This window comes from Rheinheimera soli, from assembly GCF_021290985.1.
Lineage (GTDB): Bacteria > Pseudomonadota > Gammaproteobacteria > Enterobacterales > Alteromonadaceae > Pararheinheimera > Pararheinheimera soli.
Genome location: NZ_JAJOYU010000040.1, coordinates 1 through 26,015, shown reverse-complemented (window position 1 = coordinate 26,015; position 26,015 = coordinate 1). Strand labels below are relative to the sequence as shown.

Genomic DNA, 26,015 nt, shown 5'->3' with positions numbered 1-26,015 from the left:
CTTGATCGACGAAGGATTAGTCGTAACCCGTTAATTATAGAGAGGCAAACTGAAGAAGAGCTACTTTAGTAGAATTAAATATGAAATATTTAGTAAAAATCGCAGAATTTAATGCAGGATTTGCTGCGCGACCAAACAGCTGGACACACCAAGAGATGAACCCGCCAGAATATCCAGCGGAAAATGTACCCCTAACAAGATACGTGACAAGCCAATTAAAGCTGCCCAGCTAAAAGCCAGCCAGGCCCACTCTGGATAAAAACACAACAAAGTACTGGCCACTACAAAAGCTGCTGCTGTGTGACCGGACGGTAAACTGAATTTATCTGAAGCTTCAATGTGAGCTTGCATCATACCCGCCATTAACTGATAAGGACGCTGACGACGAATCGAGTTTTTCAGCAGCAGATACAAAGGCAATTCGATAGCAAAACTGAGCAGTAATAATTCGGTAAAGGCACTGGCATGGGTCAGTTCCAACGCAAACAACAACGCAACTAATAGCAGGTATAAAGGGCCGTCACCGGTTTTAGAGCACCAGAAACTAAATTGATAGATACGCTTTCGTTCGCTTTTACTAAAAAGCGCTACAAAACAGCGCTGATCCCATAATCCGAGCCTTTGTAACCACATAAGTCACCTGTCGTTTTACTTTGACCTTATGCAGCTTAAAGTGGCTTAGTGACAAAAACATGACAACAGATGAATGACTAAGACAGAGCACAGCCATTGAGTAGGGCCAGAGCTTCTGCTTCAGGCAAAGGTTTCGACAATAAATAGCCCTGAATAGCGTCGCAGGCTAAAGTGCGCAACAACTGCAACTGAGTTTCAGTTTCCACCCCTTCAGCCAGAATACGTTTACCCAAACCATGAGCCAGGGTAATCATGGTTTTAACTATCATCATATCTGAGTCGTTGGCCGCCATATCAGTGACAAAACTGCGATCAATTTTAATTTTGTCGATTGGCATTTTTCGTAAATACCCCAAAGATGAATAACCTGTGCCGAAGTCATCTATTGAGACACGAATGCCCATTTGCTGTAGCTCATTGATGTAGTTAGAGCCTTTTTCCATATCCCCCATGGCGGTATTTTCTGTGATCTCAAGCTCCAGCACTGCTGGTGACACCTGATACTTCAGCAATAACTGTTGAATCCGTCCTTTTAAACCATCGACCTGAAAATGCACAGGTGACATATTTACCGCTATGGGAATGCTGTTAATCCCCTGCTTTTTCCACTCAGCTAAAGTGCTAACGGCTTTTTCCAGCAGTAATAAGTCCAGATCTTTGCTTAATCCAACTTGCTCCACTAAAGGTAAAAACTGACCAGGCATCAGCAACCCTTTTTGCGGATGCTCCCAGCGCACTAAAGCTTCAAAAGCTTCAATTCTTTGTTCGCGAAGATCCCATTGCGGCTGGAAATAAAAGATAAATTGATCCTGCTCCAACGCCAGCAGTAAGTCTTTTTCCAAGCTGAGCAAACGGGCTGATTCTTCTTCCATCCCAGGCTGATAAAAAGTGCAGCGCTGCTGCTGTCGTTTACAGTGATGGAAGGCAATATTGGCTTTTTGCAGCAACAGATCGGCTTCTACTGCATGTTGTGGCGCACAGGCTAAACCTATACTGGCAGTCAGCTTAATCAGGCCATTGTCTGTGGTAAAAGGTTTTTCAATCAGTTGCTCCAGATGCTGTAAAGCAAACAGCTTCTGTCGGTCAGTGCTGCAATCCTCAAGCACCAGAGCAAAGATATCACCACCAGTGCGGGCTATTAATCGGGGTTTCACAATAGAAGATTCAAAACGCCGGTTTACTTCTCTTAAGATACGATCGCCTTGCTTTAAACCAACAGACTCATTCACCACTTTAAAACTATCTAAACCAATCATCAGTAAAGTTAAGGCGGCATTGTTCTGCAGCAACAAGGCTAACTCACGTAACAAAGCATCACGATTTAAAGCCCCGGTTAAAGGGTCATGACTATCCAAATATTGAGTTTTAGCCGTCAGTTGCTGATTGGTGCTGCGCTCATCTTCCTGCAACCAGATGATCAGTCCTAAACCTAAAATCACCTGGATCAGCAGCTCCAGATGCTTGAAATACATAGCAACCTGATAATAATCAACTTCAGTATTTTGCCAGACTACAGTGCTGGCACTGCCTAAAAACAGCAGACCCCAGGCCAACATTGCACTGGCAACCACTTTAGTGGCAAAAATAAGCTTAGTTAAACTCCACAACCAGAATCCAGCCACACATAAAGCAGCGCCAATCAGCAAGAGTCGCATGTAGAGTTGCAGATAAACAACCCAGTCTTGTAATTGCTCAAACAAAAGAAAAGGAACTACAGACAGAAATGAAATCCCTGTCACCAGCAACAACAACTGGTTTACCTTTCTGGCAGCAAGGCGCTGTTGTTTCACTGCTTCAAAAACCCCAACGAGGATCCAAACGGCGAAGCCATAACAAAAACAAATTAATAAAAATTTAACCATCTGCCCCAACCAGGCTGCGGCAAATACAGGTCGCCAGAACACATCGACCAGAACAAAGGTTGCATAGGCAGTGAAACAACAAAAAGCTATAGCCCAGGATTTCAGGTAGTTACGTTGATAGACCCTGAAGAAATACCAAAGTAAAGCAGAGAGGGTGATAGCAAACCCTATCTGCGTCAGGTGTAACAAGGTACGGGCTAACAGCTCTGAACTCAAAGGCGAGATCCTGATTAAACGACTTCAATTAAGGTAGCAAAGTCACCTTAACACTGGCAATGCAGAGTCACAATCAAGTAATGAAAGAATAGTTGAATATGCGTCTGGCGCTACGAAACCAAAAAATTCAGATAGTCACTTTGTTATAGCTTCTGTTCGAGGGTCAAAGTAATTGAATTTGCTGTGGTGCTGCACAGTCAACGACCTTGCAGCTTCAGATGAGACAGGTTATTAGCCAAAGCAACTGGAGTTGCAAGTAGGCGACAGACGAATGAGTCCCCATGAGCATAGACAAACTATGTGATTGGGGCGATTGAGAGCTGTCAACGACCTTGCAGCTTCAGGTGAGACGGGTATACTGTGTTTTTGATCAAAGACTTAACCTTTGGAGCACAACATGGAATATAACACTTCGGAATTATGTGACCTCTATGCAGACATGATCGATGTGGTTGAGCCCATTTTCGCCAACTACGGTGGCCGCCGTTCTTTTGGTGGCACAATCCAGACGATTAAATGCTTTGAAGACAACGGATTAATTCGTCAGGCTTTAGCTGAACCTGGCGTAGGTAAAGTGTTATTGGTTGACGGTGGTGGTTCTGCCCGTCGTGCTTTGATTGATGGCGAGTTAGCTTCGATAGCTGCAGCCAATGGTTGGGAAGGCATTGTCTGTTACGGCAGTGTGCGGGATGTTGACACACTGGAAGATTTTGATATTGGCATTCAGGCGGTGAACGCTATTCCTGTGGGCGCTGACGATCGTGGTTTTGGTGAACACGAAATTCCTGTTAATTTTGGCGGAGTAACCTTCTTACCTGGTGATCATCTGTATGCCGACAATACGGGCATTATTTTGTCACCTGAGCCTTTAGATCTGGAATAACAAATGAGTGATGCTGTCATTCGCTATCAGGCCGCCTCTTTGGCGGCCTTTCAACAACAGCGTGAAGGTGAAACCCGTTTAGGTCAGGCTTTGCGTTATCCGGATCCCGGCTTGCCTTTATCTGAAGCTTTGGCTGCTGCAAAACAGCAAGGCTGTGCTTTTGTGTTATTGGGTGTGCCTGAAGATATAGGGCCACGCGCTAACTTAGGCCAAGGCGGTTCCGATCTGGGCTGGCAGGCTTTCATCCGTAAGTTTATTAACTTACAACAAAACGATTTTTTAGATGGCTCACAGCTATTGGTGTTGGGTGAGCTGGACTGCGCCGACCTGCAACAGCAAAGCCAAAATGCAGATGTCGCGACCTTACGTACCCTCTGCGCAGACATTGATTTACGTTTAGAGCCTGTATTGTTGGCCATTTTCGATGCGGGCTTAACGCCTATTGTGATAGGTGGGGGTCATAACAACAGCCTGCCACTGCTGAGTGCTTTAGCCAAAAGTGCGCAACAGCCCGTCAATTGTATTAACCTCGATCCTCATGCTGATTTTCGTTTACTCGAAGGACGCCATAGCGGCAATGGTTTTAGTTACGCCAAAGCTCAAGGGCATCTGCAGCATTATCTGGTGATGGGTTTGCATGAGCTGAAAAACTCTGCCAGCTCCTTAGCGCAGATTAAATCGGCTGGTGTGGATGTATTGAGTTATCAGCAGCTGTTTGTGCGTGAGCAAGCAGCTTGGCCAGAACTGCTGAAGCTGTGGTTAAGTCAGCGCGATCCACAGCAAGTCTTTGGTATTGAGCTGGATACAGACGCTATTACTGGCATGCCGGTCAGTGCTTACAACAGCTGCGGTGTGTCAGTGCAACAAGCCGAACATTTTGTGTATCTGCTGGCAAGCCAAGCTCAAAGCCGTTATTTACACCTGGCAGAAGCAGCTCCGGCTCAACATCCGGCAGGTTTAGCAGCAGGTATGAATGATGCAGGCCAAATTTTAACAGCTCTGGTCTGCGCTTTCTTATTCGGAAAACAAAACTAATAAGTCGCCTTGCTGTAGCTCCATTGTTTTACCCAGTCAGGAAAAGCGTCCAATGCAAAGGGCTTGGCATATAAATAGCCTTGCCCTCTTGCACAGCCCATAGCTATCAGTTTTTGCTCCACTTCGGGCTGCTCAATACCTTCGGCTACTACGATGAAATTCATATTTTTTGCCATATCAATAATGGCACCAGTAATAGCTGTGTGGGTATCGGAGCGGTGTAAATCAAAAATAAAGGAACAATCTACTTTCACCTGACTGATAGGTAATTCCCGCAGATAGGCCAAAGAGGAGAATCCAGTGCCAAAATCGTCCAGCGCCAGTTCTACTCCAAGTTGAGCCAGATGCTTGAGCATCCGCATGGCTTTGTCAGGTTCGGCTACTAAAGCACTTTCTTTGAGCTCCAATACCAGCTGTGAAGGCTTCACTTTGTAGCGTTTGAGCATCAGTTCTAAGCTATCTACCAGTTCGTCCTGCAGCAAATCTTTACTGGAAATATTCACCGCTATTTTGCAATGGATCTCTTGCTGCGCCAGTTCAGCTAAGGTCATCACCGCCTTTTCCAGCACCCATTGAGTCAAGGGATAAATGACGCCCATTTGTTCGGCAAGTTCTAAAAACTCAGTTGGTCCTAACAAGCCGCGGCGAGGATGATGCCAACGCACTAACACTTCACCAGCCACGACCTGGTGTGTACTTAACACAATTTGTGGCTGGATATGCAGTTTCAATTGTTGCTGACTAATGGCATGACGCAGCTCAGCCATTAAACCCAACTTGTCATTGTTGTAACTGATCAGATCCGGATGAAAGACTTGTGAGCTGGCCTGTGCCCACTGCCGGTTTTGCATCGCAAGATGAGCACGATCAATCAAATCAGATAACAATTCTCCATGCTGCGGATAATGCGCAATACCACTTTTCAGTTGATACTCCACAGCACAACCATGAATCAGTAAGGCTTCAGGAACATTGTGCTCCAGACGGCGGGCTATTTGTTCAGCTGCATGTTGACGGGTGCTGGCATCCACCCAAAGCACAAAATCTACCCCACCTAAATGAGCTACTTTGCTGTTTTGTTTAGCTTGTTGCTCCAGCACCAGCAGTTCCTGATCCTGTTGCACCGCTGCATTAATACGCTGCGCTATCTGCAACAACACTAAGTTAGCATTCTGATGACCCAGCGCCTGATTGACCCGTTCAAAGTTCTGAATTTTTAATAGCAGCAAGGATGCTTTTTGGTTGGGATGACTACGGCACCAAAGTTCAAACTGCTGCTGTAATTGCAATTTATTCGGCAAACCACTGGTATCATCATGCAAAGATAAAAAAGACAGGTCATTGGGCTTGGCTTGCTTCTCTGCTGGTTTTTGCTGCGCCAAACGTTTTTTTAGTACCAGAATCCAGCCAGCCAGCAACAGAACCAGCGCAGCTAACAGCAGCACAATATAAAACAAAGGCTGGCCTGCCAGACTCTGGGCCAAAACAGGTGCAGAGCTGGTCAGTAATACAACAGACAAAACAGACCGAAAAGGTAACAACACAGCTGACACTCAACAGATCAGATAAGATAAGATCTTAAGATTACTCTGTTTTTCTGCCTTGTAAAGTTAGCTCAGTCCACGCAGATTGACATCCCGCCCGGCTTTCACCAACTGAGTTAAAGTGCTGACGCCAAACTGATAACACAACTCTGCTGGCTGGCTGATTTGATAAAGCCCAAAATCAGCCTGCAGGCCTGTAGCCAAAGTTCCCCTGTCAGCCATGCCCAAAGCAGCTGCTGCATGTCGGGTCACGCCTGCTATGGCTTCTTCCGGCGTAAAACGGAATAAAGTACAGGCCATATTCAACATTAAAGGCAAATTACAAAAAGGCGAGGTGCCTGGGTTTAAGTCAGTAGAAATTGCCATAGGTACCTGATGTTTACGCAACAGATCAAAAGGGGGTAATTTGGTTTCGCGCAAAAAATAAAAAGCACCGGGTAATACCACGGCCACAGTACCAGCAGCTTTCATGGCCAGCACGTCATGCTCTTGCAAATATTCAATATGATCCGCAGATAAACCACTAAATTCAGCTACTAAACTGGCTCCACCTAAGTGCGATAACTGCTCAGCATGAGCTTTCACAGGTACACCTAAAGCTTTGGCTTTTTCAAACAATAAGCGACTTTGTTCTACTGAAAAACCTATGCCCTCACAAAATACGTCGACAGCATCAACTAAGCCCTGTTGATGCAGTTGCGGCAACATGTGTTCCACCACCAGCTGCATATAATCATCAGGCCGTCCTGCGTACTCCAACGGCAAAGCATGAGCACCTAAAAAGGTTTTCTGAATATCGACAGGATGAGTGCGGTTTAGCTCTGCCGCGACTTCGAGGATTTTTTGCTCTGTTTCCAGATCCAAACCATAACCTGATTTAATTTCTACAGTGGTCACGCCCTGGCTTAACAAAGCATTTAAGCGCTGTTTTCCCAGCACAAACAAGTCTTCATGGCTGGCGGCACGAGTCGCCGCCACAGTGGATTTAATACCACCGCCCGCTTCTGCAATTTGCTGATAGGTCGCGCCATTTAAACGCATTTCAAATTCATTGGCGCGGCTACCGGCATACACCAAATGGGTATGACAGTCGATCAAACCCGGTAGTAACCATTGGCCTTTGCCATCATATAGAGGCGTCGATAACAAATCGGTTTCAGGCAATTCTGCTTTAGGGCCAAGCCAGGCAATACGGCCGTCTTTGACTGCCAATGCGCCATTGGTAATAGCACCATAAGGCTGACCATTATCGGTCATGGTGGCTAAATTGACATTAATCCAAATTGCATCAAAGACTTGCATTTCATCCCCTTCATGGCGTTTGGCCTGATTTTTCAGCGCTGAAATTAATTCTACCCGATCAACTTGTATATACAACCAAATTCAGCTATTTTTCTCTACATTAACTTCAAGGCGTCAAACCGGTCATGGAAAACAGTTCAGGGCAAAAGAAGTTTGCCACTATCAAAGATTATATTTTGAGTCAGGTAGAAACTGCGGCCTGGCCTGAGCATAGTCGTATTCCATCAGAAAACGAGCTGGCGACCCAGTTTGCCGTCAGCCGCATGACTGCACGCCGTGCTTTGCAGGAATTAACCGAACAAGGGGTGTTGTATCGCACTCAGGGCGTTGGCAGTTTTGTCGCCTCGCCGAAGTCGCAATCCTCCTTGCTGGAAATTCGTAACATTGCCGATGAAATTCAGCGCCGTGGCCATTTTCATAAAGCTGAACTGGTGCAGCTGACCAGTCTGCCCTGCCCTGGTGTTGTCGCTACAGCTTTGGGCTTAAGCCGCAATGCGCCGGTGTTTTTTTCATTGATTGTGCATTACGAAAACCAGCAGCCGCTGCAACTGGAAGCCCGTTATGTCAATCCGGAGCAAGTGCCGGATTATTTAGCGCAGGACTTTGTACTGCAAACTCCCCATGAATACTTAAGTGCTGTGGCACCTTTAACAGACGCCGAGCATGTAGTGGAAGCCGTATTGCCGGATGAACTGACCCGCCAGCATTTGAAAATACCCGCTTCTGAACCTTGTTTACGCCTAACACGCCGCACCTTCAGCCGGGGCGGCGCTGTCAGTTTTGCCTATTTGACCTCTGCAGGCAGCCGCTATCGACTGGGCGGGCACCTGAATATCAAACCTAAGACTTAAAGAGATAACCCTATGAGTAATCCACGTTTAGACCCAAGCCGTGTGATCCGCGCCGCCCGCGGCAGCGAAATTACCGCCAAGAGCTGGCAGACCGAAGCCGCCAAACGTATGTTGATGAATAACCTCGATCCTGAGGTAGCAGAGCACCCTACTTCATTGGTGGTGTACGGTGGTATTGGCCGTGCTGCCCGTGATTGGGCTTGTTATGACAAAATTGTCGAAGTACTGGACAGATTAAACGACGACCAGACTTTATTGATCCAAAGCGGTAAACCTGTAGGCGTATTCCCAACTCACCCGGACGCGCCTCGTGTGTTGTTGGCCAACTCGAACCTGGTACCCAACTGGGCCAACTGGGAACATTTTAACGAGCTGGATAAACAAGGCCTGATGATGTATGGCCAGATGACGGCTGGCTCCTGGATCTACATTGGTACTCAGGGCATAGTTCAGGGCACCTACGAGACTTTTGTTGCCATCGCCAAACAGCATTTTGCCGGTGAGCCAAATGGCAAATGGGTATTAACTGGTGGTTTAGGTGGCATGGGTGGCGCTCAGCCTTTAGCAGCCACTATGGCTGGTTTTCATATGATTGCCTGTGAAGTGGATGAATCCCGTATCGATTTCCGCTTACGCACTGGTTATGTTGATCAAAAAGCCTACAACCTGGATGAAGCTTTAGCCCAGTTAGAAGCAGCCAAAGCATCAGGCAAACCTACTTCTATCGGCTTGTTAGGCAATGCTGCCGATATCTTCGCAGAATTGGTTGCCCGCAATATCATTCCTGACGTAGTGACTGACCAAACTTCCGCTCACGATCCACTGAACGGTTACCTGCCACAAGGCTGGACTATGGAGCAAACCAAAGCGCGTCGCCTTGAAAGCGAAACTGCAGTAGTACAAGCTGCTAAAGCCTCAATGGCTGTTCAGGTTCAAGCCACTTTGGATATGCAAAGCAAAGGTGCTGTAGCTGTGGATTACGGCAACAATATCCGCCAGATGGCTTTGGATATGGGTGTTGCTAACGCTTTTGATTATCCGGGTTTTGTCCCAGCTTATATCCGTCCGTTGTTTTGTGAAGGCATAGGTCCATTCCGCTGGGTGGCTTTATCTGGCGATCCAGAAGATATCTACAAAACCGACGCTAAAGTCAAAGAGCTGATCCCGGACAATCCACACTTACACCGCTGGTTGGATATGGCGCGTGAGCGTATTAAGTTCCAGGGTTTACCAGCCCGTATTTGCTGGATTGGCTTAAAAGACCGTGCCCGTATTGCCTTAGCTTTTAACGACATGGTGAAAAACGGCGAATTAAAAGCGCCGATCATCATTGGTCGTGACCATTTAGACTCAGGCTCTGTGGCCAGTCCAAACCGCGAAACTGAAGCCATGATGGATGGATCAGACGCAGTGTCTGACTGGCCATTATTAAACGCGCTGTTAAATACAGCGGGCGGCGCAACCTGGGTGTCCTTGCACCATGGTGGTGGTGTAGGTATGGGTTACAGCCAGCATTCAGGTGTGGTGATTTTAGCCGACGGTACTGAAGCTGCAGCACGCCGTTTAGGCCGCGTATTGTGGAATGACCCTGGCACTGGCGTGATGCGTCATGCCGACGCTGGTTATGACATAGCGAAAAACTGCGCCCGTGAACAAGGCCTTGATCTGCCAATGATCAACCAGAACTAATTTGAAGGATAAGACTATGACTTACGCTTTAACCATCACCCCTGGTGAACTCACATTGGCGCAACTGCGTCAGGTGCAACAACATGCAGTGACTGTGACTTTAGACCCAGCCGCTTTGCCAGCCATTGAAGCCTCAGCTGCAACAGTGGCGAAAATTGTCGCCGAAAACCGCACTGTGTATGGCATCAATACTGGTTTTGGTTTACTGGCTAATACCAAAATTGATCAGGACAAACTGGAAACTCTGCAACGTTCTATTGTTTTATCGCATGCCGCTGGCTTTGGCGATCTGATGGACGACAGCACAGTACGTTTAATGCTGGTACTGAAAATTAATTCGTTAGCCCGCGGTTATTCAGGCGTTCGCCCTTTGGTGATCAATGCGCTGATTAAACTGGTTAATGCTGGTGTCTATCCTTGTATTCCGAAAAAAGGCTCAGTCGGCGCTTCAGGCGATTTAGCCCCTTTATCTCATATGGTGCTGCCTTTAATTGGTGAAGGCGAAGTTTGTATTGCTGGTCAGATTTACTCCGCCAAAGAAGGTTTAGCCATAGCCGGTTTAGAGCCAATTACCTTAGCGGCGAAAGAAGGTTTGGCGTTATTAAACGGAACTCAGGCATCCACTGCTTTTGCTTTGGAAGGCTTATTCCGCGCTGAAGACTTATATGCCGCAGGTTCAGTGATTGGTGCTATGAGTGTGGAAGCTGCTATGGGTAGCCGCTCACCTTTTGATGCTCGTATTCATGCAGTGCGTGGTCAGCAAGGCCAGATTGACGCCGCTTTGATTTATCGCCATTTATTAGGTGAGAGTTCAGAAATTGCCGAGTCCCATATCGACTGTGAAAAAGTACAAGACCCATACAGCTTACGTTGCCAGCCTCAGGTGATGGGTGCCTGTTTAGCTCAAATCCGTTTTGCTGCTTCTGTGTTATTGGTAGAAGCAAACGGCGTGACCGACAACCCGCTGGTGTTTGCTGCTGAAGATGACATTATCTCTGGTGGTAACTTCCACGCTGAACCTGTGGCTATGGCGGCCGATAATCTGGCTTTGGCCATTGCTGAAATTGGGTCTATTTCAGAGCGCCGTATGGCACTTTTGATCGACTCACATTTAAGCAAGTTACCGGCCTTTTTAGTCAATAACGGTGGCGTAAATAGCGGCTTTATGATTGCTCAGGTCACAGCTGCAGCTTTGGCTTCAGAGAATAAATCTCTGGCACATCCGGCTTCTGTCGACAGTTTACCGACTTCCGCCAATCAGGAAGATCATGTGTCTATGGCCACTTTTGCTGCCCGTCGTTTAGCGGATATGGCAGAAAATACACTTGGCGTATTGGCGGTTGAATATCTGGCGGCAGCTCAGGGTTTAGACTTCCGTGCACCATTAAAAGGCGCTGCTGCGGTAGAACAAGCAAAAGCCGTATTACGTCAGGAAGTTAGCTTCTATGATGTTGATCGCTACTTTGCACCTGATATCGAAAAAGCCGCTGAACTGTTGCGTCATGGCAGCTTAAATACTTTACTACCTGCTAATTTACTAAGCAGTTTCTAAACCATTAGTTTAATTACACTTTCTAACAAAGAGCACCAAGTTGGTGCTCTTTTTTTATCAGAAAAAACTAAATTTGCACCAATCTGGCTGGACCAGTTAAAAAAACTTTGTTAGTTTCAGCTGCGTATATACCTATTGCCTTATTTCTAACCAATACTAAAACCATAACAGCAGTTGGAATTTGTCTATGAAACTTCGTGTCGCACATAAAATTTATCTGGGCTTTGGCTTTATTGCCTTGCTGTTATTAGTCGCCAGTTTATCCTCGCTCTGGAGTTTTGCAGTAGTCAACAGCACCAGCAGCCAGATGAATGAAACGGCAGTGCCTGTGCAACAGCAAAGCAATATGGCGCAAATTCAGTTACTTAAACTCGCCAAGTTATCTGCTTTGGGTTACACAGCAGAAGATGCCAGCAAAATTAAAAGTTATCAAAACGAATTTACTCAGGCGGCCGAGGTTTATCGCAACAGAATGGCCAGTCTGACGCCTTTAGTTGCCAAAGAACCTACGTTACAAAAGCCTTTAACTGAAGCTCAGCAAACTTATCAGGCCTATCAGCAAGCTGTTGAACAACTGTTTAAAGCCCGTTTAGAAGCCATAACACAGGGTGAACAGGCAGCGGCAGAACTGAAAGAGCTGGAAAACCTGATTGATGCCGCTGGCGCTACCTTAGTGGATATCTCCTTTTTGGAAGCGCCGGGTAAAACCAGCCAAATGGAATTACTGGAAGGCGCAGCTGGCCGGGTAGATGGTCAGCTTTTGGGTTTGCTAAAAACTGTACGTGAAATCGCGGCTATGACCGATCCGGAACAACTCACGACCAGCCAGGAAAACTTGGAGTTTGCCTTTAGTGATATGCAAGGCAATCTGGATTACATCGCCAATATTGTCAAACAAGTGGCTGCTGATGATTTATGGCAGGATTTCTTAGCTCAACTGGATGAAGCCAAAACCAGGGTTGAAGACGAAAATAACCTGGTCAGTATCAAGTTGTTGCAGGTGAAACAACTGCAAGCGGCACGGCAACAACTGGACCTGTCCGAGCAGCAGGTGACCCAGGCTGTTGCAGCTTTAGATCAAATGATTAGTCAGGCTGACAGTCAGTTTAATTCGTTGCAGCAGGATCTGTCTTCAGCTTTAAACTCCGGTACTATTCGCGCTGTGATTATGCTGATTGTTTTGGTTGGCTTAGCTGTAGGTGCAGCTTATCTGACTATCAAAGCCATGATCACGCCTTTGTCCGGTATCAACAGAGTGCTGGATCGTATCGCGCAAGGCGATTTAAGCCGGGAGCTAACCATTAATTCCGACGATGAATTTGGTGAGTTATCTGCCAACGTCAACACCCTGATCAAAGCCCTGCGGCAACTGATTGAGCAAATACAACAAGGAGTGCTGGAGCTCAATCAAAGCGCCCGTTTATCCAGTCAGGAAGTCAGCGCTATTCATCAGGCTTTGAGCACCCAGCATCATCAGGTGGCAGAAGTAAACGGTATCACTCAACAACTGGCCACCAATACGCATCAGATCGCCGAACAAGCAGACCAGGCGCAGCAACAAATGCAGCTGGCGTTAAATCAAAGTCAGCAAATTGATCAGGTATCTGCCGCTAACAACAGGCTAATTCAGGAGCTGGCACAGCAACTGAATGACACCAGTAATACCATGCAGGCTGTCAATGCAGAATCCAACAACATAGGCGGCATTCTGACGACTATTCGTGGCATAGCTGAACAAACTAACCTGCTTGCGTTAAACGCTGCCATAGAGGCAGCCAGAGCCGGTGAACAAGGCCGTGGTTTTGCTGTGGTCGCAGATGAAGTCCGTTCTTTAGCTGTGCGCAGTCAGCAGGCTACTGATGAAATCCGTACTATGATTGGCAGCTTGCAGCAACAAAGTATGCATGCGGTAAAGTCGATTGAAAAAGGTCAGACCGACGCCAATAACTGTGTGGCACAAAACAGTCAGTTGATGACAGCTTTGGCTGAAATTAACCAGGCCATTGAAGCCATGCATCAAATCAGCGATAACATTGCCACCACCACGTCCAGCCAACTACAACTTGGAACTGCGATAGAACACAGCATGCACAGTATGGTGGATTTAGCAGAACAAAGTACTGAACGTGCAACCTCCACATTGGAACAAAGCGCTCAGGTTGCTACCGCAGCTGGCACACTGGAAAATGCGGTGCGCAGCTTCAAGTTACATTAATACCCATCTTTTAATAAAGCCATCAGCCAGAGCCATTGCTCTGGCTTTTTTGTCTCAGGTGATAAAACATAGCTAAGCTGCTCTTTTCTTTTCGGCAAGTGCAACAATCCCGAGCTTGTTATTCTGGAAATCAAAGTCACAGTCGTTTTATTGGGTTGTTGTTTAAATCGAGCAGAGGGCAGCATCAGAAAGGGTCAGGATGAAAGTTAAAAAAATGGCCAGACAGTGTCTGGCCAGGCAGGAAGTGTGTAATCCGTTATCTTTGTTCGTTCCATGTCTAACATTCGTAAACGCTTGATCATCATGACAAATTTGGCGATAAAAACATGACGAAAGCTTTATATAGCGTGATAACAGCCTTATATCAGCGCCAGTTGGTCGAAATTTTCAGCATTCATATATTTTTTCAGACGTTGCTGGTCAAAAAGTTCTATACCAGCTTCAGCAGCAAAGAGTCGTACCTGACTATTAATTTTCTGATAGCAGACAATCAAACCACGCTGGCAATTCAGCGATAACATCTGTTGAAACACAGAACGAACCTGAGCCACAGTTAGCGCCTGATCCAATTCAGGTTGGATATAAAGCAATAAAGCCTGTTGCTGACGACGGACTAAAAAGTGGGAATCACAGTCTTCTACCGATTCCATTTCACGGCCAAAGAACTGTAATAAAAGTTGAGTGTTTTCTTTAAACTGTTGCTGCTGCCGTCCGAGTTTATTACCTTGTGGCCACCACATCGGATTCAGCACTTCTTCCTGACGTTCCAGTTCCAGAAAGGCCAGAATATTAAACAACAAGGCCAGCAGAAACATAGAAACAAAAAGCCATAACATCACACTGGACCAGGTGGAACTTAACACCCAGCTTTGGCTGCCGGATAAAACTGAATACTCAGAAAATAACAGGTAGGTTGCGCCAGCAATTATTCCTGCGGCTGTCGCAACACATGAGCTGATCAACCATTTATTATTCATTAGTGCTACTCCTGACGGACTTGATAGCTGTAGTATCAAATTCGCCAGCAGTTTTTACCTGAATGAACCCTGATATTTGCTTTACATATCTCAATATCAAAACAGTGGCTTATGGAACTAAAGACGGGCGGGGATAAACCCCGCCCCTACCGCTATTTTTTTGGTAATACTGCAAAACGACCTTCAAATACAGCGACTTGGATATCATCACAAAAGATATCAACCTTGATATCCAGCCTGGCTTTACGCTGTTGTAGCAAAGCAGAGAAATCAGGTTCGCATTGGTGCCGCCAGCAGCGGCCTTCAGCTGCACCTGTAACAGGTTTCAGATAACGGATATGAGCATCAGCCAATACAATATCTCCATCCAGTTGCTGATCTTTTAGTAACAACCAGACCATACCCCAAGCCGTTAAGGTTCCCAGTGTATAAATACTGCCGGCAAACATGGTGTGATGTAAGTTGATATTGGGATCTAAAGGTGCACTGCAACAGATTTTATGTTTGTCCACCGACTGCACCTGTAACTGCATATAGGCCGACAATGGAATTTTCTGCCAGAAGGTTTGCTGTAGTTCGGGCAGCCATTGCTGCAGAAGCTCAGTGGATGCGGAAAAACCTAAAGTTTTGACATAACGATGATGAGCAATACCAAATAACGAATTGGCGGGTTCAAGGTAGCTGTAGCCTGCTTTTTGATAAAAACCTGAAGCCGTATCGCGGGCATTCAAAATGATCCGCTGCATGCCCTGCTCCAGCGCCACCTGTTCTAACTGCTGCAGTACCATAGCGCCTAAACCATGCCCCTGCCATTGGTCCGACACCGCCATATAACGTACCTGAGCTGTCTGCTCGTCTACTTTATGCAAACGACCAACAGCCACCACCTCGCCGTCTTCGGTGCATACCATGCGATGAAAAGACTCTGCCTCCAACTCATCCTGCTCCGAGCCTTTGGGTTGATCCCAAGGAGCTCTTAAGACATGCCAGCGTAATTGATAATAAGCTAACCATTGAGCTTCAGTCTGTGGGGCGCTAAGCTGCCAGTTCACTTCGTCGTCCTGTAGTCAGTTGATTTGAGGGTATTGTGGAACAAAAACCTGACGCTATACAACAGTTAGTCTGGTTCCAATCGGGTCCGCCCCGGCTGGAGCTGACTGAAGAAGGGCCTTTTTTATGCCTTTATCTGGACGGCATCATGCAAAGTAAGATGAACCAGTTAGCACCGGCAGCGACACTATCGCCACATCTGGTGCCTATTCTGCGCTCGTTACAACAGCTTAAACCACAGTCTGTATTGCAGCTAGGCTTGGGAGGCGGTGATATCAACCGTTTTATCGCCACAGTGTTGCCAACCACTCAACTGGTGACAGTGGAACTAAATCAGACTGTGATTGATGCTTATCTGCGTTTTTTTTGCCTGAAGGGCAAAGAAGAGTTAATAGCTCTGCCTGCTCAGGATTTCCTAAAAAACAATCAACAGCAATGGTCTTTTGTGCTTTGGGATATTTATCCGCTTTTTGACGGCTGGCAGCAGGCGATGCAAAAGACATTGGAGCAAAGCGGAACCATTTTGATTAATTTGTCGCAACCTGAATACCATCAGCAACTGGAAGCATTGCTGACGGAGCGCAGTTATCAGTGTCACCCGATCGAAGGCTATCTGAATCTGCTGTACGAAGTTAAGTCTCTAACAGAAAAGTGACAGGGCCATTGTTCACTAAAGCCACCTGCATATCAGCACCAAACTGACCTGTAGCAACCTCGATACCACAACTTCTGCAATAACCGACAAAGTCCTGATACAACTTCAACGCCGTATCAGGCACAGCAGCAGTGGAGAAACTGGGTCTTAAGCCTGAATTAGTGTCTGCAGCTAAGGTAAATTGCGAGACCACCAATAAGGCACCACCAGCTTGCTGCACATTTAAATTCATTTTGCCGTTTTCATCGGAAAATACTCTGTACTTCAGCACTTTATCAGCCAGCTTTTTTAACTGTAATTCTGTATCGTCTTTTTCTACGCCAAGTAATACCAGTAAGCCGGTATTAATGGCACCAACCAGCTGTTGATCGACTGTAACACTGGCGGAACTGACCCGCTGGATCAAAGCTTTCATAGCGCTTTTGCACCCAAAGCCTGCAACTGCTCAGCCATCTCCAGGCTGGCCTGATATAAGGCGCTGCAGATCCCAACTTCAGACGCTGAGTGTCCGGCATCCACGACCCAATTTAATTCTGCACCAGGCCAAAGCGAAGCCAGACTAAAGGCATTTTCGGCTTTGCATACCATGTCATAACGACCATGCACTATCTGGCAAGGTAAATGATTGATTTTATGTATGTTATTAAGCAATTGGTTCGGCTCAAAAAAACACTGATGCTGAAAATAATGGTGTTCAATCAAAGCTAAAGCTAAAGCCGACTGGGCATCCATATCACCACCACGGGAAAATTCATTAGGTAACAAAGTAGCAATGCGGGATTCCCAGATACTCCAGGCCAAAGCGGCCTCTAGCCGGATGCTTTCATCATGATGATGCAGCTGCAACTGATAAGCCTGCAGAATATCTACATCTGACAGATGTGCCACTGGCTTTATAAAATCCTGATAATAATCAGGAAAAACCTGACTGGCACCAAAACCAGCCCGGTATAACCAATCTATATCCTGCTGACGGCCAAGGAAAATGCCACGTAAGATAAAACCCAGACAACGATCCGGATAAGCCTGACCATAAGCCAAAGCCAAAGTACTGCCCCAGGATCCACCTGCGACTACCCAGCTTTCAATGTGCAAATGCCGGCGAATTTGCTCCATATCGGCAATTAAATGCTCAGTACTGTTGCTATCCAGCTGCAAAGCAGGGGTGGATAAACCACAACCACGCTGATCAAAAATAATAATGTGGTACAAAGTAGGGTCAAACAGCTGGCGATGAAAAGGTGAGCTGCCGCCTCCTGGTCCACCATGGCAATAAACCACCGGAACGCCTTGGGGGTTACCACTTTGCTCCAGATAAATCTGCTGTCCATCTGCAGTGTCCAGCCATTGAGTGGCAAAAGCCTCTATAGCTGCAGCTGTATTCATGCTGTAGTGTCCTTTTCTGCTGCTTTCTCTGCTTCTGAAGCCGCTTGCAGATAACGTTCTTCCAGCAAAGCTGTTAACTCAGCCCCTAACAACACCACCAGCCACACCAGATAAATCCACAAAAACAAAATCGGCACTAAAGCCAAGGCGCCATAAATGGCCTGATAGGATGGAAAATGAGTGATATAAAGAGCAAAACCTTTCTTTAACAATTCAAACATGACGCTGGCGGTTACTGCGCCAATCAGGGCATGGCGATACTGCACTTTGGCGTTAGGAACCACCAGATACAGCAGGAAAAAAGCCAGAATAGAAAACACATAAGGTGTCAGTGCCAGTAGTACGCTGCTTAACCCCGGAGTGTAGCCGTCAGCCAGGCTGGAAAAAGACAGAATATAAGAAGTGACAGCAATGGATGCCCCAAGCAGAATAGGCCCAAAGGTCAGCACCATCCAATAAATCGAAAACGAAATAATCAATCGTGGCCGTTTTTTGATGCGGAATATGCTGTTGATGGTTTTGTCGATATTGTGGATCAGCATTAAAGCCACCAGCACCAAAGCACCAATACCCACAGCTGTCATTTTGCCAATGTTTTCAACAAAACCAGCAATATACAGACGTAAATCATCGCCCTTCGCTGGTGCCACATTGGCATATAAAAAAGCCTCGAGCTGATCGCGCAGTTCCGCAAACATCGGAAAAGCGCCCATCACTGAAAACATCACAGCAATAAAAGGCACCAGGGACAATAACGAGATATAAGCCAGATAACCACCAATCACATTGATTTGGTCGTGCTGGCAACGTTTAAAATACAAAGTTAAAAAATCATTGCCCTTTAAACGCAACTGCTGCAGCTTCTCTTTATCCCATCCTTGCGCCATCAGGTTTTACTCCACGAAGCTGAAGGCTGTACCTGAAGCTAAAGCTTCAGTTAAGGCCTGGCTTGGTTTTTCAATAAAATCAGCACCTTGCTGATCAATAAATAACACAGGTAACTTCAGTTCATCTGCCACTTTCAGTCCTTGCTCGCTGCCCATACATAAAAAGGCGGTAGACCAGGCATCGCCCCAGGTTGGGTCTGGTATTAAAATAGTGGTCGACACCGTATTGTGGGTTACAGGGGTGCCAGTGCGGGCATCCAGTACATGGCTGTAGCGTACACCATCCAGATCATAAAAATGGCGATAAGTGCCAGATGTCATGATAGATAAAGGTTCGTCTTGCTGCACACTGATAATTTTTTGTAGTTTTTGTGAATCAGGCAAAGGTTTTTCAATAGCAACACGCCAGGCTTTGGCTTCCGGCTTTTTGCCTTTACTGACCAGTTCACCCCCAACTTCCACCAGGTAATTTTGAATACCCGCCTTATCGAGAATTTTTGCCAGTTGGCCAACTGTATAACCCTGGGCTATAGAAGACACATCCACTCTTAAACCCGGATTATGCTTCGCCATGCGACTGCCGTCACTGCTAAGCTTGTCTAATCCTATGGTTTGTTTTAACGCCTGAATTTGTTCAGCACTGGGTTTGGTTAATTTGTCGCCACGAAAGCCCCACAGCTCAAAATATGGTTTGACTGTTAAGTCGTAACAACCTTCACTCTGGGCCGATATTTGTTTGGCTATATCCACCATCAGTACCAGTTCTTCACCTACTTCTACCAGCTCGTCACTTTGCTGAGCATTAAAGGCTTCAATCACAGAGTCTGGTCTGTAATTCGACATCAGCAGGTCGATACGATCCAGCTCATCTTTTAGCTGTTTTTCCAAACCACTTCTGTCCAGATCCTGTTCAGTCCAAAAACTGACAGTAAAACTGGAACCCTGAGCAGGGCCTGAAATACGTTGTATCGGATCGGGTTGACTACAAGCGACTAAACCAACAAGAAGGAGGGTCAAAACACTGAAACTTTTTAACGTCATAAAAGACTACAAACCAAGGGAAAGGTGGCGCCAGTGTAAACAAAATGAGCTGCGAAATCCAGCCGCCAGGGCCGCAGTGACTGGCCTCAGGCCAAATAAGCAGACAAACTAAACGCTTAAATTCAGGTTTTGGTCGCTGCTAAATTGTGCGATAGCCTGAGTCAGGTTAGTTTAACCCTTGTCCTATCAAAAGAGGTTTACCGATGAAAAAGCCCGTGGCCTTCGCGCCTTTTATTTATTCCTGTATCGCCAGTACTGCATTACTTTGCGCAGCGCCGGTTTTGGCATCCGCTGCAACCAGCCCCTACTTTGAATCCGAAGATATTTTTGCGCTGGAATATGCCAACGATCCGCAAGTTTCACCAGACGGCAAACAAGTTGTGTATGTGCGCAACAGCAACGATATTATGACAGACGGCACCCACAGCAGTTTATGGTTACTGGATGTAAAAACCGGCCGTCAAAGCCCTTTGTTTGTTGATCAATTTAACTATGGCAGCCCACGCTGGTCTGAAGACGGCAGCCGTATCGCCTTTATTTCTGACCGCTCCGGCTCACGCCAAATCCATGTGCATTACATCAAAGAAAACAAAACTGCTTTAGTCAGTCAACTGCCTAAAAGCCCGGGTAACTTAAGCTGGTCGCCTGATGGTGAACACCTGGCTTTTACCATGAATGTGCCGGCTCAACCGACCAAGCTTGCCAAAGCCACCAAAATGCCGAAAAAACCTGAAGGTGCAAAATGGTCAGAGCCAGCTGTTCTGATTGAACGGGCTCAGTATCAGGCTGATGGTCAGGGCTTTTTAAAATCAGAGTTCCGCCATCTTTTTGTGTTGCCTGCCACTGGAGGCAAAGAACGTCAGCTGACCAGCGGTGATTTGAACTACGGCTCAGATTTAAGCTGGACACCAGACGGTAAAGCACTGATTTTTTCTGCCAATACCCACAAAGAATGGGAATATCAGCCACGCGACAGCGACTTGTATCAATTCACTTTGGCCAGTAGCGAGTTAAAACAACTGACCACTATGGCTGGCCGGGAGAGCTCTGCGGTATTTTCGCCCGATGGCAAGTATCTGGCATTTGTCTGGGGCAATAATGAAAAAGTGCCTTACACCAACGGCAAGCTGAAACTGATGGACTGGCGCTCAGGTGAAATAAAAGATCTGACGAAAGAGCTGGATCGTGACGTCGAAAACCCACAGTGGCTGGATAATGGCAGTTTAGTGATCCAGTTTGACGATAAAGGCAAACGTACGCTCGCATCGGTGTCTTTATCCGGCAAGCTGCAGCAACTGACGGATCAAGTGTCCGGCGCTGGTTTACCTCAGCCTTATTTAAGTGGCGAATACAGTGTCGCTAATGAAGTCATTGCCTTTACTCAGGGCAACGCCCAGCGTCCGGCCGATGTGGCTGTGATAGTGAATGGCAAAACCCGCACTTTAACTCAGTTAAACGAAGATCTGCTGGGGCATAAAAAGCTCGGGCAAGTGCATGAAATTAATTACAAATCATCTTTTGATGGCGAGCCAATCCAGGGCTGGTACATTACGCCGCCAGACTTTGATCCGAAGAAAAAACACCCAATGATGCTGGAAATTCACGGCGGTCCACATCTGGCTTATGGCCCGCATTTCAGTGCTGAGATGCAACGTTTTGCTGCCGAAGGTTATGTGGTGTTTTACGACAACCACAGAGGCAGCTCATCCTACGGTGAACGTTTTGCCATGTTGTTGCATGGAAAATACAGCTCGCCTGAAGACTATGCCGATCATGATTCAGGTGTGAATGCGATGATTGAGCTGGGTTTTGTCGATAAAGACAACCTGTTTATCGCTGGTGGTTCAGCTGGTGGCATAGCAACAGCCTATGCAGTGGGTTTAACTCAGCGTTATAAAGCAGCGGCTGTAGTTAAACCTATCATCAACTGGCTAAGTAAAGTGCTGACAGGAGATAGTTACCTGTACCAGACCTTTCATCAATTCCCTGGTGTACCTTGGGAAAATGTAGAGCATTACTGGCAACGTTCGCCTTTATCGCTGGTGGGGAACGTTACTACACCTACCATGCTGATGACAGGTGAAAATGACAGACGCACACCCATCAGCGAATCTGAGCAGTTTTATCAGGCCTTAAAAATTCGCAAAGTAGATACAGCTTTGGTACGGATCCCTGGCGCACCTCATGGCATCGCCAATAAACCCAGCCGAATGATCACTAAAGTGGAATATATTCTGGCCTGGTTTAATCAATACAAAACCAGTTCAAACTAAAAGCCCATCACCACATCAAGCCCGGATTTCCGGGCTTTTTTTTGCCAAGCGAAAAGCCTGTGGGCACTGTGCTTGTATATAAGTACAGTTTTGTTAGTCTTGATTCAGGTAGTAGCCCTACAGGAAGCAACTTATGGCGCAGTGGCTTGACGGCACAGTAACAGCAAATACGCACTGGACTGATACTTTGTTCAGTATCAAAGTGCAAACAGAGCCCTTCGACTTTATTGCCGGTCAGTTTGTGCGGTTGGCTTTGGACACAGCTGATGGCAAGGCGCAACGCGCTTATTCGCTGCTCAATAGCCCGGACAGTAAAGAACAGGAGTTTTTAATCAGCACTGTAGCGGATGGCTTACTCTCGCCTTTGCTGCAGCAATTAAAACCTGGCGACACAGTACAGGTCAGCCAACCTGCCAGCGGATTTTTTATTCTGGATGAAGTCCCTGACGGTGAAAACCTTTGGCTGATCTCCACCGGCACTGGTATTGGGCCTTATCTGTCCATGTTGGGCACAGAGACCCCATGGCAACGTTTTTCTTCTATTATTCTGCTGCACAGTGTGCGCTTTGAAGCTGAATTGGTGTATCAGCCAATGATCCGGCAGTTTCAGCAGCGTTATAGTACGCAACTGCATTATCAGCCTGTAGTCACCAGAGAAAAGTCAGTGGGCGCTTTGCAGCAACGTATTCCGGAGTTAATCCAAAGCGGCACGCTTCAGGCAACTTGTGGCCAGAGCTTGGGTACTCAATCCCAAGTCTTATTGTGCGGTAATCCACAAATGATCACTGAAACCAAAGCCGTGCTGGAAAGCCTTGGTCTGAAAAAGAATTTACGCCGTGATCCGGGGCAGATCACAGTAGAGCAATACTGGAAATAGCCTACGGATAGAGGCTATTGAGCTGTTAACACTGGGTGACAGGTAATGTCAGAGAACCTTTAACTGCTTGCTGCTGATGAATTTCAACCAGACAAAGCTGACTGGCAACAGCTTCTGAGCTGATTTTCAGCTGTGGTACTGTTTTACCTTTAATTTTCAGTTCAACCTGTTTGTCCTGCGCCAGCTGATTCAGGCTATGCACCACACAAATATTGTTAGCTAAGCGATGATTCAGCGCTAAATCCAAGTCACCTACCCCAGCGACTCTGCTTAAATCCCTGTCCAGACTAATACGTAAATCGGGCTTATGATCGGCAGTAAAACCGGCAAATTGCAGATTAAATACCAGCACGTCATCAAAAGCTAAATTGTCTTGTTCAGATTGAGGAAATTCCATCGTCAGTTGTTGGATCTCACCAGGGAAAGCAGCTTTGGTGAAATCTTCAGTACCGGGCCACACCGCCTGATTTAATTTCTCCAGCCAGGTAGCGCCATACACCCAGCGATATAAATCAGTATGAGGCTCTTCACTAGCTTGTTGATACCAGGTGTTTTGCAACGCAACTATTTTTTCGGCTTTCAGGTAATAACGCAGTGCCGTATCTTCCGGGCAGTTCGCCACAGAAAGCACAGGCTTTTTACCCAAAGCTATCACCTGGGTATTATTTGGATCCTGTTTGGTTTGCCACCATTCGGTTGCCATCACCGAATTGGTCGTTAAAGCCAACACTATTACTGCCGAAAATTTCATCACCACCCTCCAGTTGCCGCGCCATTGTAGGAGAACAAGGCCGATTTGCAACCATTCATATTGTCTGATTTGCCTGACTGGCTGCTGAATCTGTGGATAATTTGAGGTTCAGGGCAAATGCAGTGCATTCAGATGGAAGAATAGGTAAATAGTTTCAGCCTTGGCTGAAGAATAACTAAACAAAGCCATTTTGATGTTTTAATCAAAAGATGCAGAGTCGGAATTCTGTTTACGATCGTGGTAGCGCCTGATCGCCTGATTTAACTTAGGCATAATATCCGGATTGCGGGCTATATAAGCTTTGCTGATATAAATGCCAAAAGGCAGCTGTACTTCCAAATGCATTGAATACAAATTGGGGTCTAGCTTTTCCTGTTGCATCACAGCTTTTGCTGTCAGTTCAGGCAACAGAATAGCATCTACCCTACGGGAATTTAACATAGTAAATAACATGCGGATATTGCTGGGGGCTCCTGCCATTTTGTAGTTCTGCTTCACTATCCACAGATAAGTGTTACTGTTTAATTGAGCTGAAACTATGGCCTTTTTTTTAAAATCAGCAGCAGCAGGATCCAATTCAGTACGTTCTTTTAACCATACCCAGGTCCAACCACTGTAAGACACTGCCTCAGAAAACTCAGCCACAGCATTGCGTTCTTCGTTCTCAGAAGCCAAAAATAAACCATCCACCACCTGGTTTTGCAAATCCTTCACTGCCCTGCCGTAATTAGGCTCAGGCACAATAGTAAAATTCTGTTGCAGATCAGCCATGATGCTGACAAAAGCTTCATAACCAAAGCCATGATAAGCGCCATCTTGCACATAGGTATAAGGAGGATAATCTGGCATCGCCATCCGCAAGGTTTCGTTTGCTGGAAGCGCGGTTGGCAGACAGAGGCAGCACAAAATAACAAGCAGCCGTTTTTTACCACCGCGCCCTTTGAACAGCTGATCAATCAGGCTGAACATCATCAGTTCTGGCCTGATAACGACGAATAGCGGCGTTTAACTCGAGCATAAATTGTGGGTGCTTTTTCAGGTAAATGTTGTTGATGTAAATTGCAAAAGGTAAGGTAATTTCTTGTTGAAAACTATACAAAGCAGCATCAGTGCCTTGTTCTGCCAACAACGTCTTTACTGTCAGCTCTGGTAATAAAATAGCGTCTACTCTTTTGAATTTCAGTAAATTCAGCAAGCCCCTGATATCTGTAGTTCCTGCTGTTACCTGATAGTTATGCTCTTTTAACCACCTGTGGATATTGCTGTTGGATTGGGCGGAAACCTGAGCTTTGTGTTTAAAGCTGGCAGAGCCTGGCAATAAATCTGTGCGCTGTTTTAACCAGACCCAAGTCCACTGGATCATCAGCACAGGTTCTGAGTATTCAGCCACTTTATTGCGTTCTGCGCTCTCTGTCGCCAGAAAAAAACCATCTGCCAAGCCACGCTGCATATCAGTCACAGCATGACCAAAATGCGGCACCAACTGTACAGTCATTGGCTGCTGCATCTCCGCCATAATCATGGCGACAGCCTCATAGCCAATTCCCTTATTCTGCCCATTTTCCTGATAAGTATAAGGTGGGTAATCTGGCATCAAAAATTGTAACGAATGCTGTGCTGAAGCATTCTGGGTACAAGCCAGCCACAGTATGAAATACAACAAAAACTTAGACATAGCTCATGACCACTAAAACAAAAACGACAGCTGATACTGAATTAACTCTAGCAGCATTCCTTGAGTCTGGAATGTAAAACAGCTTCTCCTTTCACAACAAATTGCTATTTCACATTGTTTTGACATTTGCTGCTTTATTGTTTGTGGCACTGCTATCAATTTCCGTTTCCACAACCGGAAAACAAAACAGGACAAGGTTATGGCTCTGACAAAAGGAAAAAAAACGATGTTAACTATAGGTGTTGTGATAGCAGGAGTAGCAGCGCTTTGGTATGGCGTATTTGGCTTAAAACCTTATAGCTTAAGCGCAGAGGAACTCGCAGCCAGATATGCTTACCCTGTGCAACAGCAGGTGCAACTGGAGCTCAAAGAGCTAAGCCCACAAAGTTTTGAGTTCACTTACCAGAGCTTTGATGGCGTGACTGTCAATGGTCGTATCAGCTACCCACAAGATCCAAAAGCTATTCAGAGCCCTGTGCCAGTGCTGATTGGTGCTCATGCGATGGGCAGAAGTCAAATTCGCTGGTGGCAGGATCATTTCAAAACCAGCGCAACCTATGAGCAAACAGACAAAATCACAGCGATGGCCTTAACCAAGGGCTATGCCGTAGTGGCTATAGATGCCCGAAATCATGGTTTACGCAAAAACCCGGATCTGAGC

Annotated in this window: 23 protein-coding genes; 10 read left to right on the top strand and 13 right to left on the bottom strand. The window is 46.4% G+C overall.

The features are described 5' to 3' along the window. Positions 1 to 108 precede the first annotated feature (108 nt). Positions 109 to 633 (bottom strand): phosphatase PAP2 family protein, encoded by a 525-nt coding sequence (locus LSG37_RS19210; protein ID WP_233081543.1) that lies wholly within the window; start codon positions 631 to 633, stop codon positions 109 to 111. Positions 634 to 710: 77 nt separating this feature from the next. Continuing rightward, the gene (locus LSG37_RS19205) at positions 711 to 2,711 is read right to left on the bottom strand and encodes a putative bifunctional diguanylate cyclase/phosphodiesterase (RefSeq protein WP_233081542.1); all 2,001 of its coding nucleotides are present in this window, start codon (positions 2,709 to 2,711) and stop codon (positions 711 to 713) included. A gap of 397 nt (positions 2,712 to 3,108) precedes the next feature. On the opposite strand from LSG37_RS19205, the gene rraA reads away from it, so the two are divergent. Together rraA and LSG37_RS19195 are read left to right on the top strand one after the other, a co-directional pair. Beyond that, positions 3,109 to 3,594 (top strand): ribonuclease E activity regulator RraA, encoded by a 486-nt coding sequence (gene rraA, locus LSG37_RS19200; RefSeq protein WP_233081540.1) that lies wholly within the window; start codon positions 3,109 to 3,111, stop codon positions 3,592 to 3,594. A 3-nt stretch (positions 3,595 to 3,597) separates the two neighbouring features. After that, on the top strand, positions 3,598 to 4,629 hold the full coding sequence (locus tag LSG37_RS19195; RefSeq protein ID WP_233081539.1) for a formimidoylglutamase: 1,032 nt from the start codon (positions 3,598 to 3,600) through the stop codon (positions 4,627 to 4,629). On the opposite strand, the gene LSG37_RS19190 is transcribed toward LSG37_RS19195, so the two are convergent. Then, complete coding sequence (locus tag LSG37_RS19190) at positions 4,626 to 6,149, bottom strand: putative bifunctional diguanylate cyclase/phosphodiesterase (protein WP_233081537.1); 1,524 nt, start codon at positions 6,147 to 6,149, stop codon at positions 4,626 to 4,628. The genes LSG37_RS19195 and LSG37_RS19190 overlap by 4 nt on opposite strands. 90 nt (positions 6,150 to 6,239) lie before the next feature. Then, a complete protein-coding gene (gene hutI / locus LSG37_RS19185) occupies positions 6,240 to 7,550 on the bottom strand; it encodes an imidazolonepropionase (RefSeq protein WP_233081535.1) in 1,311 nt (436 codons plus the stop codon). A 50-nt stretch (positions 7,551 to 7,600) separates the two neighbouring features. Between hutI and hutC the strand changes: the two genes are divergently transcribed. The 4 genes from hutC (at position 7,601) to LSG37_RS19165 (ending at position 13,782) form a co-directional block, all read left to right on the top strand. Continuing rightward, a complete protein-coding gene (gene hutC / locus LSG37_RS19180) occupies positions 7,601 to 8,326 on the top strand; it encodes a histidine utilization transcriptional repressor HutC (RefSeq protein WP_233081533.1) in 726 nt (241 codons plus the stop codon). A gap of 12 nt (positions 8,327 to 8,338) precedes the next feature. Then, positions 8,339 to 10,015 carry a urocanate hydratase gene (hutU, locus tag LSG37_RS19175; RefSeq protein WP_233081532.1) on the top strand — a complete coding sequence of 559 codons (1,677 nt, stop codon included), beginning with the start codon at positions 8,339 to 8,341 and terminating at the stop codon, positions 10,013 to 10,015. Positions 10,016 to 10,031: 16 nt separating this feature from the next. Continuing rightward, entirely contained in the window at positions 10,032 to 11,567 is a 1,536-nt protein-coding gene (gene hutH, locus LSG37_RS19170; RefSeq protein WP_233081530.1) for a histidine ammonia-lyase, read from the top strand. 187 nt (positions 11,568 to 11,754) lie between these two features. Continuing rightward, entirely contained in the window at positions 11,755 to 13,782 is a 2,028-nt protein-coding gene (locus LSG37_RS19165) for a methyl-accepting chemotaxis protein (protein WP_233081528.1), read from the top strand. A 359-nt stretch (positions 13,783 to 14,141) separates the two neighbouring features. Here LSG37_RS19165 and LSG37_RS19160 read toward each other — a convergent pair whose 3' ends face one another. Together LSG37_RS19160 and LSG37_RS21470 are read right to left on the bottom strand one after the other, a co-directional pair. Beyond that, positions 14,142 to 14,759 carry a restriction endonuclease gene (locus LSG37_RS19160; protein ID WP_233081526.1) on the bottom strand — a complete coding sequence of 206 codons (618 nt, stop codon included), beginning with the start codon at positions 14,757 to 14,759 and terminating at the stop codon, positions 14,142 to 14,144. Positions 14,760 to 14,911: 152 nt separating this feature from the next. Then, positions 14,912 to 15,811 carry a bifunctional GNAT family N-acetyltransferase/hotdog fold thioesterase gene (locus LSG37_RS21470; protein ID WP_233081525.1) on the bottom strand — a complete coding sequence of 300 codons (900 nt, stop codon included), beginning with the start codon at positions 15,809 to 15,811 and terminating at the stop codon, positions 14,912 to 14,914. A gap of 35 nt (positions 15,812 to 15,846) precedes the next feature. Between LSG37_RS21470 and LSG37_RS19150 the strand changes: the two genes are divergently transcribed. Then, positions 15,847 to 16,464 (top strand): class I SAM-dependent methyltransferase, encoded by a 618-nt coding sequence (locus tag LSG37_RS19150; protein WP_233081524.1) that lies wholly within the window; start codon positions 15,847 to 15,849, stop codon positions 16,462 to 16,464. Here the strand turns inward: LSG37_RS19150 and dtd are convergent. Genes dtd through LSG37_RS19130 form a run of 4 tightly spaced genes read right to left on the bottom strand, consistent with a single transcriptional unit; the run spans position 16,442 to position 19,778 of the window. Further along, a complete protein-coding gene (gene dtd / locus LSG37_RS19145) occupies positions 16,442 to 16,879 on the bottom strand; it encodes a D-aminoacyl-tRNA deacylase (RefSeq protein WP_233081523.1) in 438 nt (145 codons plus the stop codon). The two genes, LSG37_RS19150 and dtd, sit on opposite strands and share 23 nt — an antisense overlap. Further along, positions 16,876 to 17,850, bottom strand: a complete 975-nt coding sequence (gene pip, locus LSG37_RS19140) for a prolyl aminopeptidase (RefSeq protein WP_233081521.1) — start codon at positions 17,848 to 17,850, stop codon at positions 16,876 to 16,878. The genes dtd and pip overlap by 4 nt, the downstream gene beginning before the upstream one ends. Then, on the bottom strand, positions 17,847 to 18,737 hold the full coding sequence (locus LSG37_RS19135) for a virulence factor BrkB family protein (RefSeq protein ID WP_233081519.1): 891 nt from the start codon (positions 18,735 to 18,737) through the stop codon (positions 17,847 to 17,849). The genes pip and LSG37_RS19135 overlap by 4 nt, the downstream gene beginning before the upstream one ends. A gap of 6 nt (positions 18,738 to 18,743) precedes the next feature. After that, the gene (locus LSG37_RS19130; RefSeq protein ID WP_233081517.1) at positions 18,744 to 19,778 is read right to left on the bottom strand and encodes an FAD:protein FMN transferase; all 1,035 of its coding nucleotides are present in this window, start codon (positions 19,776 to 19,778) and stop codon (positions 18,744 to 18,746) included. A 203-nt stretch (positions 19,779 to 19,981) separates the two neighbouring features. Here LSG37_RS19130 and LSG37_RS19125 point away from each other — a divergent pair, with 203 nt between their 5' ends. Both LSG37_RS19125 and LSG37_RS19120 read left to right on the top strand, forming a co-directional pair. Then, positions 19,982 to 22,051, top strand: a complete 2,070-nt coding sequence (locus tag LSG37_RS19125; protein WP_233081516.1) for a S9 family peptidase — start codon at positions 19,982 to 19,984, stop codon at positions 22,049 to 22,051. Positions 22,052 to 22,184: 133 nt separating this feature from the next. Beyond that, positions 22,185 to 22,928, top strand: coding sequence for a ferredoxin--NADP reductase (locus LSG37_RS19120; RefSeq protein ID WP_233081514.1), 744 nt, complete (start codon positions 22,185 to 22,187; stop codon positions 22,926 to 22,928). Between the two features lie 25 nt (positions 22,929 to 22,953). Here LSG37_RS19120 and LSG37_RS19115 read toward each other — a convergent pair whose 3' ends face one another. The 3 genes from LSG37_RS19115 to LSG37_RS19105 all read right to left on the bottom strand — a co-directional run bounded on the left by LSG37_RS19115 (position 22,954) and on the right by LSG37_RS19105 (position 25,354). Then, a complete protein-coding gene (locus tag LSG37_RS19115) occupies positions 22,954 to 23,679 on the bottom strand; it encodes a hypothetical protein (protein ID WP_233081513.1) in 726 nt (241 codons plus the stop codon). A 198-nt stretch (positions 23,680 to 23,877) separates the two neighbouring features. Further along, positions 23,878 to 24,528, bottom strand: a complete 651-nt coding sequence (locus LSG37_RS19110; protein ID WP_233081512.1) for a substrate-binding periplasmic protein — start codon at positions 24,526 to 24,528, stop codon at positions 23,878 to 23,880. Positions 24,529 to 24,631: 103 nt separating this feature from the next. Continuing rightward, the gene (locus tag LSG37_RS19105; RefSeq protein WP_233081511.1) at positions 24,632 to 25,354 is read right to left on the bottom strand and encodes a substrate-binding periplasmic protein; all 723 of its coding nucleotides are present in this window, start codon (positions 25,352 to 25,354) and stop codon (positions 24,632 to 24,634) included. Positions 25,355 to 25,580: 226 nt separating this feature from the next. Between LSG37_RS19105 and LSG37_RS19100 the strand changes: the two genes are divergently transcribed. Then, positions 25,581 to 26,015 (top strand): alpha/beta hydrolase family protein (locus LSG37_RS19100; protein WP_436286427.1); only part of this gene is annotated, 435 nt, incomplete at its 3' end.

Excerpts from the sequence above, each read along its gene's own strand:
- LSG37_RS19120 (WP_233081514.1), top strand. The coding sequence starts at position 22,185 with ATGGCGCAGTGGCTTGACGGCACAGTAACAGCAAATACGCACTGGACT.
- LSG37_RS19135 (WP_233081519.1), bottom strand. The coding sequence starts at position 18,737 with ATGGCGCAAGGATGGGATAAAGAGAAGCTGCAGCAGTTGCGTTTAAAG.
- hutH (WP_233081530.1), top strand. The coding sequence starts at position 10,032 with ATGACTTACGCTTTAACCATCACCCCTGGTGAACTCACATTGGCGCAA.
- LSG37_RS19195 (WP_233081539.1), top strand. The coding sequence starts at position 3,598 with ATGAGTGATGCTGTCATTCGCTATCAGGCCGCCTCTTTGGCGGCCTTT.
- pip (WP_233081521.1), bottom strand. The coding sequence starts at position 17,850 with ATGAATACAGCTGCAGCTATAGAGGCTTTTGCCACTCAATGGCTGGAC.
- LSG37_RS19125 (WP_233081516.1), top strand. The coding sequence starts at position 19,982 with ATGAAAAAGCCCGTGGCCTTCGCGCCTTTTATTTATTCCTGTATCGCC.
- rraA (WP_233081540.1), top strand. The coding sequence starts at position 3,109 with ATGGAATATAACACTTCGGAATTATGTGACCTCTATGCAGACATGATC.
- hutU (WP_233081532.1), top strand. The coding sequence starts at position 8,339 with ATGAGTAATCCACGTTTAGACCCAAGCCGTGTGATCCGCGCCGCCCGC.
- LSG37_RS19130 (WP_233081517.1), bottom strand. The coding sequence starts at position 19,778 with ATGACGTTAAAAAGTTTCAGTGTTTTGACCCTCCTTCTTGTTGGTTTA.
- hutC (WP_233081533.1), top strand. The coding sequence starts at position 7,601 with ATGGAAAACAGTTCAGGGCAAAAGAAGTTTGCCACTATCAAAGATTAT.
- LSG37_RS19160 (WP_233081526.1), bottom strand. The coding sequence starts at position 14,759 with ATGAATAATAAATGGTTGATCAGCTCATGTGTTGCGACAGCCGCAGGA.
- LSG37_RS19115 (WP_233081513.1), bottom strand. The coding sequence starts at position 23,679 with ATGAAATTTTCGGCAGTAATAGTGTTGGCTTTAACGACCAATTCGGTG.
- LSG37_RS19110 (WP_233081512.1), bottom strand. The coding sequence starts at position 24,528 with ATGCCAGATTATCCTCCTTATACCTATGTGCAAGATGGCGCTTATCAT.
- LSG37_RS19105 (WP_233081511.1), bottom strand. The coding sequence starts at position 25,354 with ATGTCTAAGTTTTTGTTGTATTTCATACTGTGGCTGGCTTGTACCCAG.
- LSG37_RS19165 (WP_233081528.1), top strand. The coding sequence starts at position 11,755 with ATGAAACTTCGTGTCGCACATAAAATTTATCTGGGCTTTGGCTTTATT.
- dtd (WP_233081523.1), bottom strand. The coding sequence starts at position 16,879 with ATGAAAGCTTTGATCCAGCGGGTCAGTTCCGCCAGTGTTACAGTCGAT.
- LSG37_RS19210 (WP_233081543.1), bottom strand. The coding sequence starts at position 633 with ATGTGGTTACAAAGGCTCGGATTATGGGATCAGCGCTGTTTTGTAGCG.